A 14,656-nucleotide genomic window follows, 5' to 3' on the forward strand; every position below is an offset into this window, starting at 1 on the left:
TATCTTAGACAAGAGAGTAGCGCATGCTATTGAACTTGCAGCATGCGCTCTAAGGATAATCTGGCTTTATCGGCAACGACCGGCGGTACGTAAATTTGCGGTTGCATTGTCTCCAGACATTTGACCAGCTTCTTCAAATTGTTAACCTTCATATTAGGACACACCAGGAATTTAGTGGCAAAATGAAATTCTTTATCCGGGCTATCCAGACGGAGCTGATATCCGGTTCCATCCTCAGTGCCCACGATAAACTGCTTGGTAGACGAATTTTTACAATAGTTCAAAATGGCCGTGGTACTCCCTACGAAATCACCCATCTCCACTACTTCCGGGCGGCACTCTGGATGAACTACGAACTCGGCGTTTGGATATTTGGCCTTCATTTCGATTACATCTTTAACCGTCAGCATATCATGCGTGTTGCAGTAACCTTCCCAAATAATCAGCTTCTTGTCTGTATGCTGCTGTACATAGTGGCCCAGGTTCTTGTCCGGTACCCAGATAATTTCATCTGCGTCCACGGAATTAATCACTTGCACGGCATTGGATGACGTACAGCAGATATCCGTCTCCGCCTTAACATCAGCCGAAGAGTTAATATAAGTCACGACCTTGGCATTGGGATGCTGGGCCTTCAGCTTGCGCAAGCCATCCACGTTGACCATATCGGCCATGGGACAACCCGCTCGTTCATCCGGAATGAGCACGGTCTTGCCCGGTGCCAGAATCTTGGCACTTTCCCCCATAAAGTGTACACCACAGAAGACAATCGTCTCCGCATCCGTAGAAGCCGCCTTCTGGGCGAGTAAAAAAGAGTCGCCACGAAAGTCAGCTACCTCTTGAATTTCATCGCGCTGATAATAGTGCGCTAATATAATTGCGTTGCGTTCCTTCTTAAGCTGAGCCAGCCTTTCACGCAGTTCACGGTTCATTTCCGCTTTCCGCTCTAGTGCTAAAGCCTCCACCTGAATTCCTCCCCCATAAGGTGCTTGACTTGTAGCAACGGTATGCCCGCTGCTTCCCGTCCCTCTCGCATCGGCTGGCTTCTATTCTCTATACGCCACTCTTCCGCATCATCTCACAAGAACGTATCAAATTTCACACGGTGTTTAAGAACTAATTTACACAAGGTCCAAGACACTGTCAAACATTTATCTAAAATTTTCGATAACTTACGTCTGTCTCTCTGTTTAGACGCAAAAATCCGGGAAACACAGAGTTTCCCGGATTTGATCGTCAACGATGTATCATTTATACGGTAGGCGTGTTGCCCCCGTTATTTGAACCTTTGTCGTCATCGCCCTCAGGTTTCGCTCCCTCGGAAGCTCCGCCGGCTGCACCTTCTGGTGCATCGTTCGGAATATCTCCCGCTGGTGCAGAAGGTGCCGCATCATCAGGTTTACCCTGAATACGAACGCGCACATCCCCCAGGCTATCCACAGTTGGTTCGCCCGATTCCGAAGAGTCGCCATCCACATGTGGGGCACTTTCGAAGCCTTCCAGCGAGCCGTTCTCAATCAGATACTTGATCTGATCCAGTTCCAACGTCTCCACTTCAAGCAACGTCTCCGCAATGAGGTGAACTTCCCGAGAATGCTCGGTAAGCAACGCTCTGCAGCGTTCGTAAGATTCATTAATAAAGCGCTGCATCTCTTGATCGATATCATAGGCAATCTGATCGCTATAGTTCTGCTCATGTCCGATATCACGTCCAAGGAACACCTGTCCTTGGGATGTGCCGAATTGCATCGGTCCGAGCTTCTCGCTCATCCCGTATTCAACAATCATGCTACGCACAATGCTGGTTGCTTGCTGGAAGTCACTATATGCACCGGTACCAATTTCACCGATGTAGATTTCCTCCGATACGCGTCCGCCAAGCAGGCCGGTCACTCTATCGAGCAATTCGTTCTTAGTAGCAAGCATACGATCTTCCTTCGGCAGCATGATAACATACCCGCCAGCGCGTCCCCGCGGAATAATCGTAACCTTGTGAACCATATCAGCATGCTCCAGATAGTAACCAACAATCGTATGACCCGCTTCATGATAAGCGACGATCCGTTTCTCTCGGTCGCTGATTACGCGGCTACGCTTCTCTGTACCCACAATTACTCGGTCAATCGCTTCATCTACTTCCCGCATGGAGATGTCTTTACGGTTCCGCCGCGCTGCAAGCAACGCCGCCTCATTCAGCAAATTCTCCAGATCGGCACCGGTAAACCCGGTGGTCCGCTTCGCAATGACGTCCAGACGTACGTCCTTGGTCAACGGTTTGTTGCGGGCATGAACCTTCAACACCGCTTCGCGTCCTTTGACATCCGGACGGTCTACGGTAATTTGACGGTCAAACCGTCCCGGACGCAGCAAGGCAGGGTCCAAAATATCCGCACGGTTTGTTGCGGCTATCATGATAATACCTTCGTTGCCACCGAAACCATCCATCTCTACAAGCAATTGGTTCAACGTTTGTTCACGCTCATCGTGACCACCGCCAAGACCGGCGCCACGCTGACGTCCAACCGCATCAATTTCATCGATAAAGATAATACATGGTGCATTCTTCTTCGCATTCTCGAACAAGTCACGAACACGTGATGCCCCGACCCCTACGAACATTTCCACGAAGTCAGAACCGGAAATACTAAAGAACGGAACCCCGGCTTCACCAGCAACGGCGCGAGCCAAGAGGGTTTTACCTGTCCCTGGAGGACCTACGAGCAGAACGCCTTTTGGAATTCTGGCGCCTACTGCAGAGAACTTCCGTGGATCTTTCAGAAACTCAACGACTTCCACCAATTCCTGCTTCTCTTCGTCAGCCCCGGCTACATCCTCAAAGGTAACCTTCTTCTTCTCTTCATTGTACAGACGCGCCCGGCTCTTGCCAAAGTTCATTACTTTGCCGCCGCCACCTTGCGCCTGATTGAACAGGAAGAAGAACAAGATGAACATAATCGCAAGCGGTATGATCGATGTCAGGAAGGTTAGCCAAATGCTTTCGCCCCGCATCTTCTCCCACGTGACCTGAAAATTGTTTTGTTCACTCAGGTCAGTGATTTCCTTCAACACATTCTCGTCAAAAGGAACATGTAGCGAGAACTTCTTTGTTTTCTCGTCCCCAACCTCTTGTTTATATTCACCGGTTACCAGATAAGCATAACCGTCGAATTTACCGGTTAGTTCACTCACATTGTCATCCTTCAACTGCTGACGCAGTTCCGTATAACTAGGGGTGACGGTCGCTTCTTGTCCGCCGTTGAGGAATTGGACGATGCCCACCACGACTAAGAAAAGTATCAAATAAAAACCAGAATTCCGGATGAACCGATTCATCCCCTACCTCCTCTCAAGACCTTAAGTTATTTTAACATAGCCACTCTCGCGATTTCAAAAATCCGGCGAGGGGGTGGTTTGCCCTAACAGGGCACTGAGATTAATGGGTGTAAATTTCAGGTTTCAACACGCCAATAAAAGGAAGGTTGCGGTATTTCTCAGCATAGTCGAGACCGTAACCGACCACAAAAGCATCCGGCAGTACAAATCCCGACAAATCCGCTTCCAGCTTCACAGTGCGGCGAGCAGGCTTGTCAAACAGTGTTACGATTTTGACGGACTTCACCTTGCGCCGCTCCAGAACATCGACCAGGTAGCTCAGCGTTAGCCCACTATCGATGATATCCTCCACAATCAGCACATCGCGCCCTTCTACGGAGCTGTCCAGATCCTTGATGATCTTCACTTCTCCCGAAGAACGGGTCGAAGCACCATAGCTGGAAACAGCCATGAAATCAAGCTCGATGGGTACGGTAATCTCTTTGACCAAGTCAGCCATAAAAATAAAAGCGCCCTTCAAAATACAGATGACCAGCGGGTTCCGGCCCGCATATTCTGCGCTCAGTTGTTTGCCAAGCAACGCAACCTTCTCCTGTATCTGTTCCTTTGTAATCAGCACTTCTTGAATATCGTTTTGCAAAATAAGTAAACCCCCTACGTTATACTATGAATGCCGGTCTTTCGCTAATCCTGAAGTGTAAATGACTTGCTCTTACTGCCCGAAAACCATGTGCACGACGGAAGTCGTGCCCCGGTTGACCGCGGCAATCGCGGAACGCCGAACGCCAGGTATCCATAATATCCGGCCCGCAGCATCTGTCACGACGGGAATGCGGGAGCGCAGGGAAGGAGGTATTTTCGCATCGATGAAAATATCTTTTACCTTTTTGCTGCCGTTTAATCCCATGACTTTCATGACATCTCCCGGAAGGCGGGAACGTACTGTAAGCGGATAGACCAGCTCATCCGCATCAAATTTCGCCTCGTCATTGCTATCTGCCGCCACTCTTGCCTCATCCCGGTCCACCACAAGCTGCGTCATGCGCAAGCTCTGGCCCATGCCAGCAATCGGCACTTCTGCCGGAAGTTGCTCCACCAAATATGTATAGTGAGGAATCTGACTCTCCACAGCAGCGGAGACAAAACGGATTGTGCCATACTCACGCAAGCACTTTATGCCGCTGCCCAGATCTAGACTCCAGGTCGAGGGATGATGCTGAATCGTCCCTTGACGAATAGCTTCGATCTTGACAAAATCGCTTTCATCCGTCCTTAAAGGCAGATAATTTAATATTAGTTTAATCAACCGCCGTTGTAAAGCAACATGTAACTCGTTAAAAACAGGGATCTCAAACGTGGGGTACCCATGATCTTGCCGAACGATTTCCTCATAAAGCCGGAGCGACTCCTGCTGCAAATAATCATCTTCGGCAGCAGCCAGCTCTGCTAACCGGTTCAACGATTCCGGCAACTGACCATTATATTGCCCCAAAAATGGGAGCACATCCAACCGAATTGCATTCCGAGTAAAGTCTGTTTGTTGATTGCTGCTATCCTCCACAAAGGAAATGCCCGATTCATGACACGCCCGGAGCAAATCCGTCTTGTATATACGAAGCAGCGGTCTGATTAGTTCCACATTTTTTTCCCGTCGCTTAAACCTCATTCCAGCTAGTCCGGATAGCCCGCTTCCGCGCAATAAGCGCATTAGCACAGTTTCGGCCTGATCATCCGCATGATGGGCCAGAGCTACGGAAGTTGCCCCGTATTTCCGGGCCACCTCGCGCAAGAAAGCATAACGCACCTCACGCGCGGCAAGCTCTAAGCTCTTCCCAGTTTCCTTCATATAAGCATATACGTCGGCATGCCCCAACTCGAATGGAATCCCAAGCCTTTCGGCCAAGGCTTGAACAAAGGCAGCATCCCGATCCGCCTCTGTGGCGCGCAAGCCATGGTGCAGATGCGCACAGACTAATTCAAGCCCAAGCTTCGGGTCGGCGGCCAATTCTTTCATTATATGTAGTAGCAGCGTCGAATCCACTCCACCGGAAACAGCAACCACAATACGGTCTCCCGGATTCCACAGCCGCTCTTGTCTGGCCGTTCGACGAACATTCTCTACCAGACGGTGCATCATTTGTTCCTTCATCCCGAGATTTCCTCCGTTCGTTCAGAAGCGCAAGGTCAAATAGATGGCGCAAGCAAGCAGACCTAAGGAGACAACAAAAGCGCCCACCATCCAGTTCGGCGTGGCCCCCCGCTTGCGCCGCGGCCTTGTGGCGAACCGCTCCGCTACCTGCTCCCGCCATAGACGGCAAGCCTCCGCAGTATCGCGGAACTCCCCGCGCAGTGCCAGTTGCAGCCAAGCCTTATAGGGCTGAAGCGCCTCGTGATTGTCAACAATCGCAAGCAAGTCCTGCCTGCTGCGCATCTGCGGCAACTGCGTCGCCGCCTTCTTAAGCGGCTGCTCGGCAAGCATATGTAAGCACACCACAGCAAACGAGAACAAGTCATAGGACGGATCTGCCGTCCGATTACCTGCGTCCCAGAAACCACGGTCGTACCATTCCGTGAACTGCTTGACGCTTCTCCCTATACTGGTAGCACCGCCGTAATCAATCAGTTCGACCTCGCCATAGGGACCAACGAGCATATTTTCCGGCTTGAGATCCCCGAACACCCAGCCCGACTCATGCAGACGCTTCAACTGCTGCAGCAATTGCAATCCCGCCGCATCCAGCCAGCGTGGTCCACGCCGGGCCAGAAACACCCGCAGCGGTTCACCCTGCACATAGCGCATAACATAAAACGGAACCTCCCTGCCCTGGTAAGCATAATCGTCTACCTCCACCAGATAAGCGAGATCCCGTTCCGTCGGTCCGCGCCGCCGCCTTTGACGTTGCAGCGCCTTCAGCACATTGATCTCCGATTGGATATCAAGCGTATCGAAGCCCAGCTTCAGCGCATATAGTTTGTTGTTCTTCTCTCGTTTCACCAAATATACAACGCCGTTCGCACCTTGTCCCAGCAAACGCTGGATGATGTACTTCCCGCCATGCCAGCGTCCGCGAATTCGCGTCCCCTGCGGCAGGCTGATTTTAAACGACGTAGCCACCGAGGATTCCATCTTGTCCATCCGTCTCCTCACGCCAAGACTTTCCATGTCCATTCAGTGTACCATATTGGATAAATTCCATCACCTTCAAGATGGCCGGGCCCGTAGGAGTAGCGCCCCTCATGGCAATTCGCTGGAATATGGACCGTGCGGCTCCCAGATCCTCTGTCCAGTCTACATCGAGCACTGCATCTTCACCGCTGTGAGAGCCCGGGAAATGAAATACGGCCAGCTTGCTCTCCCCTGCTCTTGAACTGAGGCTCAGCATCATATCGCGAATGGCTTCCTCTACGGCACGCAGCTTGGGCTTCATGCTGGCACTGGCATCAATCAGGAGTGCCACCTGCAATGGGCTGCTCTCACTCAATTCATCGATGACCTCGACAACCTGCGACCGGGTCTCCGGAGGCAAATCGCCCACCGTTTGATCGCCCAGAATATGCCTGATTTCCTTGTTAACCGCGTGCTGAATCGTCTGTACCACCGTCTTGCGCGTTAACATTTGCATCGTCTGAGCCAAGTTCTCTGTTCCGGCGATCCGGCTCATGCCGCCCCCCGCCTTGGCGATTTCGCTAATCTCCAAGCTGCCTAGTTCCCCAATCGTGCCATAATCGACGATGCCGATCACATTGACCGTAATCCCTTCCTGTCTAGCCAACGCCGCTGCCATAACCGGACTATCGCCCACGTTCGAGCAACCGTCCGTAATCAACATAATTTGCTTCATTCTGCTTCCCGCCCTTCTCGGATATCAAAAAATACCTTCTCTCGTATCTAGCATTTCCAGAGTAGGTAGATTTCAAACGAGTCAGTTGTAACGTTAGCGGGACATTCCCTCAAGGCAAAAGAACCTAAGGCCATGGCCTTAAGTTCTGTAGTCCTCAATTATTCGGTTGATGTTGCGTAGCGGTGCTCAATCCGGACTTGGAAATACCCTACTACAGCAGGGTCAGGCTGACTATCGATGACCCAGTAATCCGGAGTCAGTTGTTCTAATAGTTGATAGCTTGAGGTATCCAACATCAGCCCGGTTAATTTCGTAGCGTGCAGTTGATAATCTCGCTCAGGCTGGAGTCCGAATTTGATATCAAGCAAGCTGCGAAGACCACCTATCGTCATAAATTTGAATGTATAGCCACTCCGGACGGCTTCCGCGAACTCCGCAGCATGGACACTCGTATATTCCAGAAATTCAGTCCACCCCAGTTCCGCACTAATCCGTTCCTTGAACTCAGCTTCATCCCGGCGCCCAACCAGGTCCAACACCTCACGATTTGAATATCCCTTAGCGCGAATGAGCTCCAGACGGAGTGCATAAGGCTGTGGCAACCCCGCAGTCAATCCATCTCCCAAAAAGATCTCCCCTTCATCAAAAAGTAAAAGTAACTAATACATTCCAGTCAGACCCAGTGACAAGCGACGTAGTGATTACTGCCAACATTGCGCATGTTCGGTATTTGCTCCCGACACTCCGACGTGGCGAACGGACACCTTGTATGGAATTTGCAACCGGAAGGCGGATTCGCCGGGCTGGGAATATCCCCCTTCAGAATGATTCGTTCCCGCTTCAACCGCGGAATGGGCATCGGCACGGCCGACAGCAATGCTTTGGTATACGGGTGAAGGGGATGAAGGAACAATTCGTCCCGGGTCGCCGTCTCGACCATTCCTCCCAAATACATGACGCCCACATGCGAGCAAAGATGCTCTACCACGCTAAGATCATGAGAGATGAATAGATAGGTCAGGCCCTGGCTTTCCTGTAGCTTGCGAAACAGGTTGATGATCTGTGCCTGAATGGACACGTCCAGCGCAGAGACTGGCTCATCAGCAATCATTAAGTCAGGATTCAGAATGAGCGCCCGGGCAATGCCAATTCGCTGACGTTGTCCACCAGAAAATTCATGGGGATACCGATCAATATGATATGAGGATAACCCGCAGGAGTTCAGCACCTCCAACACCCGCTCTCTGATCTCCCCTTTGCCCAACAATCCGTGGTCCAGCAAGGCTTCCCCGATGGCATCGCCTACTCTAATTCGTGGGTTCAGGGAGCCGTAGGGGTCCTGAAAAATCATTTGCAGCTTCGGACGCAGTCTGCGCAATTCATCGCCTTGCAAGCTATGCAAATCTGTTCCCCGGAACATGATTTCGCCATCTGTCTTCTCGGTAAGTCGAACGATGCTTCGACCCACCGTGCTTTTACCGCTGCCCGACTCGCCGACGAGCCCAAAGGTCTCTCCTTCCTGAATCGTGATGCTGATATCGTCAACAGCCTTGACTTGACCTGTCGTTCTTCCTAACAATCCCGTTTTGATAGGAAAATACTTCTTCAAATGCCTTATCTCCAACAAGGGTTCAGCCATGATGTGCTACCTCCCCATATAGCCAGCAGGCCGCCTTCTGCTGATGACCTACCACTCCTAGCTCTGGCTCCTGCGTCCGGCAAATCGCCATACAATGTTCGCAGCGGTCGTGGAAATAGCAATACGGCTGTAATTCCAATAAATTAGGCACCTGGCCAGGGATAGAGAATAATTCCTCCTGCCGCTGGCCCAGCACAGGCTTAGACCTCAAGAGACCTTGCGTATATGGGTGCTTTGGGTCTTCGAACAGCTTGGTCACTTCGCCCTCCTCCACAATCTTGCCGGCATACATCACGACGACATAGTCAGCCATTTCGGCAACGACACCCAGATCGTGCGTAATCAGCAGAATCGCCATGCCCGACTCCTCCTTGATTTGACGCAGCATATCCAGAATCTGCGCCTGAATCGTAACATCGAGGGCCGTGGTTGGCTCGTCGGCAATCAAGAGCTTGGGGCCACAAGAGATCGCCATAGCAATCATAATCCGTTGCAGCATACCTCCACTCAGCTCATGGGGGTAACTATTCATGATCTGCTTGGAACGCGAAATCCCCACTTGTTCAATAAGTGCAGTCGCCCGTTCCCTTGCTACTTTTTTATTTAGCTTCAGGTGCTCCATCATCGGCTCGATTAACTGTTCACCAATGGTCAACACCGGATTTAACGAAGACATCGGCTCCTGAAAGATCATGGCAATCTCATGACCACGAATCGCTCTGATCTCGGCTTTGTTTAGAGATAGCAAGTCGGTGTCTTGGAAGGTAATTCGCCCGTCAATGGCTACGCCAAGCCCACCTTGCAGCAGTCCCATTACGGACATAGCCGTAACACTCTTACCACAGCCGGATTCACCGACAATACAGACGGTTTCGCCTTGGAGAATTCGCAGGCTCACCTCGTCAACCGCCTTGATTCGCCCTTCTTCCGTGATGAAATGCGTGCTTAATCCTTCGATCTTTAGCAAAGCTGACATGATTGTTCACCTACCTCTTCAATTTGGGGTCCAGTACGTCCCGCAACCCGTCACCAAACAGATTAATAGCTATGACGGTAGCAAAGATGGATAGTCCCGGCGGAATCCATAACCAAGGCCGTTGCTGGAAGTCAATCATATTGTTGGCGGCATCGATCATATTGCCCCAGGTCGGCGTAGGTGGCATAACGCCAAGCCCGAAGAAGCTTAACACCGATTCGCTGAGAATAGCTCCACCAATATTAAGCGTAGCCATGACGATGATAAGCGGCACCAGGTTGGGCAGCAGATGATGAAGCAGCTTGCGGCGATCTCGGAGTCCCAGCACCACCGCAGCATGCATGAATTCCTGTTCCCGCAGGCTAAGCAATTGACCCCGGATCATTCGGGCAAGCCCCGGCCAGTTCACCAGGCTTAACATCAGCATCACGATATACATCCGGTAGTCAGTAGGCACTTTCCATTCGGATAGCAGGGCCCCGGAAATAAATAATAGTGGCAAGCCGGGAATGGTTAGCAGCAGATCTGCTATTCTCATAATAATCTGATCTACGATGCCGCGATAATATCCTGCGAGAGCCCCTAACAAAGTACCAAGAAAAACGGATAGCGCCATAGAAGCGAGGCCAACGGTAAGCGAAATTCTGCCCGCTTGCAGCACACGCGTAAGCACATCCCTTCCCAGCTTGTCTGTACCTAACCAATGCTGCCAGCTAGGCGGCTTGTTCATGATGGACATATTGATCTTATTGTCGGCATAAGGCGAGAATAGGGGGCCGATAAAGCAAGCCAAGAACATAAAGGCAACAACGATAAAGCCCGACACCGCCAGCTTGTTGCGAAGTAAATGGCGTAGCGCTTGCTTCCAGAGCGATGGCTTCTTGTACCTTGTTTCCGATTTCTGTGATTCTGCTGCCCGCGCCGTGTGCGGTTCCATTAGTGTCATGTTGACTCCCTCCTAATGTAATCTGACACGCGGGTCAGCGAGATGATAGAGAAGATCAGATATTAAGGTCCCGATCACGGTCAGGATAGCAATCAGCATCGTAAACCCCATCAATAGAGGGTAATCCCTCACGGAGAAGGAAGACATATATAACTGCCCGATTCCCGGCCAATTGAAGATTTTCTCTATAATTAAAGAGCCTCCAAACAGTGCGGGCAATTCAAAACCAACCAAGGTTATGGCCGGAAGCAGGGCATTACGCAAAGCATGGCGATACAGCACCTTGCCCTCCTTTAACCCTTTAGCACGGGCCGTTCTTATATAGTCCTGCTTGATCACCTCGATCATGTTGGTACGGAAATACCGTGTCAATGAACCTACACCCAGAATGGTCATGACGATAACCGGCAGCGCCATATGATGAATGACTTCCTTGATATAGGCCATCCCGGTTGCATTACTCCCCGTAGTCAGCATCCCCCCCGGCGGCAGCCATTTAAAGTCCACAGCAAGAACCTTAATTAGAAACAGGCCGATAAAAAAGGACGGTAGCGACATGGCTGCGAAGATAAGTAAAAGCACCAATGTATCGAACCAGGAATACTGCTTATAGGCCGACACTACACCCACAACCACTGCTATGAACCAGGTCAGAAAGGTAGATACCGCCGCTAGTAAGAAAGAGTTCCAAATATAATCGTTAAACAGGGTTAAGACCGGTCGTTGCTGAGCGAGTGAATAACCAAAATTCCCATGAAAAGCGTTGTTCATCCAAGTAGCATATCGCTCCAATAAAGGCTTGTTGAGACCATAAATCTCGCGGAGCTCGGCTTTTCTCTCAGGAGTGAGCTTGATGTTTCCGCTAATGAAATCCCCAGGGGTCAGGGCATATAAACAAAATATCAACAACGAAGCGGCAAGGAGAATGACCGCCATGTAGATCAACCGTTTGGTGATGTAAGTGCTCATAAGTAGCTCCTTAGACAAGCCACCCCCCTCGCGCGTTCACCAACGCGAGGGGGGGCGGATTTTTTTATTTAAGAGTCCAATTTGGCAGGCTGGAGGAGAGTCCCGTAAACGGACTAACAGATAAATTCTCGATCCGGCCATTGTAGGCGTAGACTGTCTTCTTGTAGTTGGTGAATATCACTGGCAACTCATCATTCAAGAGTTGGAATAGCTCCTGATAAGCTGCCTTACGTTGCTCGATATCGCTGGTAGCCAGGGCTTTGTCGTACAACTCTTTTACCTTGGGATTGTCATACCCTTCAATTTCCCCGTTCACAAACTTCTGCACGCCCTCGGAAGGATCGGTGAGCATCGGTGTTGAGAATGAAGCGACATCGTAATCTCCACTTTCCACCTTCGAGATTAATGCGTTAAAGTCGGCAAAGACCTCCGGTTGAAAATCAACCCCGATGGCCGCCAGGTTCTCGGTAGCGACGGCGATAAAAATATCATTTTGTGCATTCTTATAACCCAGGTAATGAAGCGTCAGCTTCTGACCATCCTTCTCACGGATACCGTTCGCTCCTACCGTCCACCCTGCCTCATCCAGCAGTTGGCCCGCCTGCTCAGAATCAAAGGCATAGCTATTGATTCCCTCTTCGGTGTAAGCCCACGAGATTGGCGATGCCGGGATGTTAGCCACACTGCCAGCACCCTGGTTAGCATCGACATAGATACTTTGACGATCCAGGCCAACTGCCAGCGCTTGTCTTACTCTCTTATCCTTCAACTGTTCATGTTCCAGATTCAATTGCAGATATCCATAGGTGCTTGGCGTATACGGCAAAATATTAACAAAGCCCAAGCTCTTTAATTTCTCAATATTTTCCGTAGTTGCACTGAAGGAAGAATAATCAACTTCACCTGTCTCCAGATACTGCCACACATCCCCTTCAGAGGTTTTATAAATAAAGCGCGGTGTTTTTGGAGGTCCCGCATAATAGTGCTCATTAGCTACATAACGAACCTCTTGGCCGGGAATAAATTTCTCCAGCACATAGGGACCGTTGCCCAGCGGCTTCTCATGCAGCTTCTTGATATAATCCAGTTCACCAAATGTATAATCCTTGCCATAATACGCCTTGGACAAGATATCTCCGCCAAGAATAACCAAAGCGGTCGCATTAGGACTCTGTAATTGAGCCGAAACGGTCAACGAATCGGTAATGGTGATTCCAGAGATACCATCGACAGTACCGGACTTGTAATCCTCCCCACCCTCAATACCCAGTGCTGGAATTTGAGAGTCTCCGTCATAAGACTTGTCATGTAACAAGGTCCAGGTGAACGCAACATCCTCTGCGGTTAGTGGCGACCCGTCGCTGAACTTTAAATCCTGGCGTAGATGAAAGGTATAGGTAAGCTGATCGGATGAAACCTCCCAGCTCTCCGCCAGTCCCGGTGTGGGCAGGCCGCTATCATCGACGGTAACCAATGGCGTATACAGCAGAGACGAAACATTGCCATCGTAGCCGCTTTGCTGGAAGTACGGAGTGAATGCCCCACTTGGATCAGTTAACCCGACAATAATGGTATCCGTTCTCTCCTTGGCTACGTTGGGTAGCTTGGATAGATCGCTAGCTGCAATAAGCTGTAAATCCTCCGTTAAATTCTCAGTATCGCCGCCCGTCTCCCCCGCTGTATTTTGGCTATTTTGAGCTTGCGTTGCTCCTGCGTTCGGTGCGGCAGAATTGCCCCCTTTACTCGCGCAAGCCGACAATAGCAGCACCCCAACCAGCATAATGGTAAACCATACCGTAGATCTTTTTCTGTCCATCTCCCTCACTCTTCCCCTTTCGCAAGCTAATTTCCAAAATTCAATACTCTTAAATTCCGATAAGATAACAAGGCTATATGATTTCAATATTATACGCAACTCTATTTGTTCTGTAAATAGAGAACCATTTTATTTTTCTTTATATAGAGAATGAACAACAAAAAACTCCCTTCCGTCCTCGGAAGAGAGTCACTTATGCGTTTCAATCTGTGAATAATGGCTACTTGGTCAAGATAAAGTCCATCAGTTTGCCATGCATCTCGCTTAGCATCTCAGGCCGCAGGCTATATTCAGCAACCGTCTCACCTTCAAAGTGGGCCCGGATAAAGCCTCCGCTCCGCAGTTTGGATACATGATCATGCGTAATCCCCTTGGATAGCTTCAAATGGCGAACAATCTCGGTAAAGGTCCGTGGGCCTTGACTTAAATATCGTAAAATTTTCAATCGACTTTGCTCGCCCAAAGCACGAATCATTCGGTACTCCTGTGGAGGGAAGTTCTTATCATCACCTAAATAGATCCTTGCGGAGTAGTGACACAGAGTGACTTGACCAAAATGATAAATGACATTCATAGGTTGAAAATGATATTGCGGGATTAAGACCAGCCTCTCCAAGCCTTCTTTTGGCCTAAATGCCAGCCCGTTTGTCGTTCGGTCTACAAATTGATCTGCCTTCATAGAAGGTTGCTCTTTCTTCCGTTGTTCGACCTCTTCACGCAAAGCACTCAGTACAGTGGGGTCCAGCCGGCGAAAATATTGCTCGTTCCAGCCTGACAGTAATTTCAAAGTACGGGAGCGGAACTCCCCCATGTCCTTGGGAAATTGCTGGCTATATGCCGCAATCTGCTCGTACAAATCTCCTGGGGATTGAGCTTCTAGCCAAGCCAAGAAGCCTTCCGGAGACAACTCCCCCGGACAGACATAGTTCAGTAGGTAGGTTGTCTTCCAGTCGCTATCAATTTCTGCCTCGCCAAGCAAAGTAGCAAATTCCGGGGTTAGCTGATTCAGTGTGTCCTTAACCCATTTGGAGGAGATATCTATTTTTTTATGTGATTTACGGCAAATCATGGTATGTAAGCTGCTAAGCAGTTCGAACCGTGGCTCAAACGCTGTGTCAACAACGTAGTTCATTTC

General features: G+C 50.1%; 13 protein-coding genes. All 13 read right to left on the reverse strand.

Translation table 11 applies throughout. The features are described from left to right. Positions 1-26 precede the first annotated feature (26 nt). A complete protein-coding gene (gene nadA, locus BN3279_RS00375; RefSeq protein WP_059048726.1) occupies positions 27-965 on the reverse strand; it encodes a quinolinate synthase NadA in 939 nt (312 codons plus the stop codon). A 286-nt stretch (positions 966-1,251) separates the two neighbouring features. Continuing rightward, positions 1,252-3,333 carry an ATP-dependent zinc metalloprotease FtsH gene (gene ftsH, locus BN3279_RS00380; RefSeq protein WP_059048727.1) on the reverse strand — a complete coding sequence of 694 codons (2,082 nt, stop codon included), beginning with the start codon at positions 3,331-3,333 and terminating at the stop codon, positions 1,252-1,254. Between the two features lie 100 nt (positions 3,334-3,433). Further along, entirely contained in the window at positions 3,434-3,973 is a 540-nt protein-coding gene (gene hpt / locus BN3279_RS00385) for a hypoxanthine phosphoribosyltransferase (RefSeq protein ID WP_059048728.1), read from the reverse strand. Positions 3,974-4,045: 72 nt separating this feature from the next. Beyond that, positions 4,046-5,482 (reverse strand): tRNA lysidine(34) synthetase TilS, encoded by a 1,437-nt coding sequence (gene tilS / locus BN3279_RS00390; protein WP_059048729.1) that lies wholly within the window; start codon positions 5,480-5,482, stop codon positions 4,046-4,048. Between the two features lie 21 nt (positions 5,483-5,503). Next, positions 5,504-6,460 (reverse strand): protein kinase domain-containing protein, encoded by a 957-nt coding sequence (locus BN3279_RS00395; protein WP_059048730.1) that lies wholly within the window; start codon positions 6,458-6,460, stop codon positions 5,504-5,506. Beyond that, entirely contained in the window at positions 6,432-7,175 is a 744-nt protein-coding gene (locus BN3279_RS00400; protein ID WP_059048731.1) for a vWA domain-containing protein, read from the reverse strand. The genes BN3279_RS00395 and BN3279_RS00400 overlap by 29 nt, the downstream gene beginning before the upstream one ends. A gap of 158 nt (positions 7,176-7,333) precedes the next feature. Beyond that, complete coding sequence (locus BN3279_RS00405; protein ID WP_082672872.1) at positions 7,334-7,801, reverse strand: hypothetical protein; 468 nt, start codon at positions 7,799-7,801, stop codon at positions 7,334-7,336. Between the two features lie 47 nt (positions 7,802-7,848). Then, positions 7,849-8,814 carry an ABC transporter ATP-binding protein gene (locus BN3279_RS00410; RefSeq protein WP_059048733.1) on the reverse strand — a complete coding sequence of 322 codons (966 nt, stop codon included), beginning with the start codon at positions 8,812-8,814 and terminating at the stop codon, positions 7,849-7,851. Then, positions 8,807-9,790, reverse strand: coding sequence for an ABC transporter ATP-binding protein (locus BN3279_RS00415; RefSeq protein ID WP_059048734.1), 984 nt, complete (start codon positions 9,788-9,790; stop codon positions 8,807-8,809). Before BN3279_RS00415 ends, BN3279_RS00410 begins: the two co-directional genes overlap by 8 nt. A 10-nt stretch (positions 9,791-9,800) precedes the next feature. Then, on the reverse strand, positions 9,801-10,727 hold the full coding sequence (gene opp4C, locus BN3279_RS00420) for an oligopeptide ABC transporter permease (RefSeq protein ID WP_059048772.1): 927 nt from the start codon (positions 10,725-10,727) through the stop codon (positions 9,801-9,803). Positions 10,728-10,748: 21 nt separating this feature from the next. Next, positions 10,749-11,705, reverse strand: a complete 957-nt coding sequence (locus BN3279_RS00425) for an ABC transporter permease (protein WP_059048735.1) — start codon at positions 11,703-11,705, stop codon at positions 10,749-10,751. A gap of 64 nt (positions 11,706-11,769) precedes the next feature. After that, the gene (locus tag BN3279_RS00430; RefSeq protein WP_059048736.1) at positions 11,770-13,521 is read right to left on the reverse strand and encodes an ABC transporter substrate-binding protein; all 1,752 of its coding nucleotides are present in this window, start codon (positions 13,519-13,521) and stop codon (positions 11,770-11,772) included. 220 nt (positions 13,522-13,741) lie between these two features. Next, complete coding sequence (locus BN3279_RS00435) at positions 13,742-14,653, reverse strand: ArsR/SmtB family transcription factor (protein ID WP_059048737.1); 912 nt, start codon at positions 14,651-14,653, stop codon at positions 13,742-13,744. Positions 14,654-14,656: the final 3 nt, after the last annotated feature.

Source organism: Paenibacillus senegalimassiliensis (assembly GCF_001486585.1).
In the GTDB taxonomy this organism is placed as follows: domain Bacteria; phylum Bacillota; class Bacilli; order Paenibacillales; family Paenibacillaceae; genus Fontibacillus; species Fontibacillus senegalimassiliensis.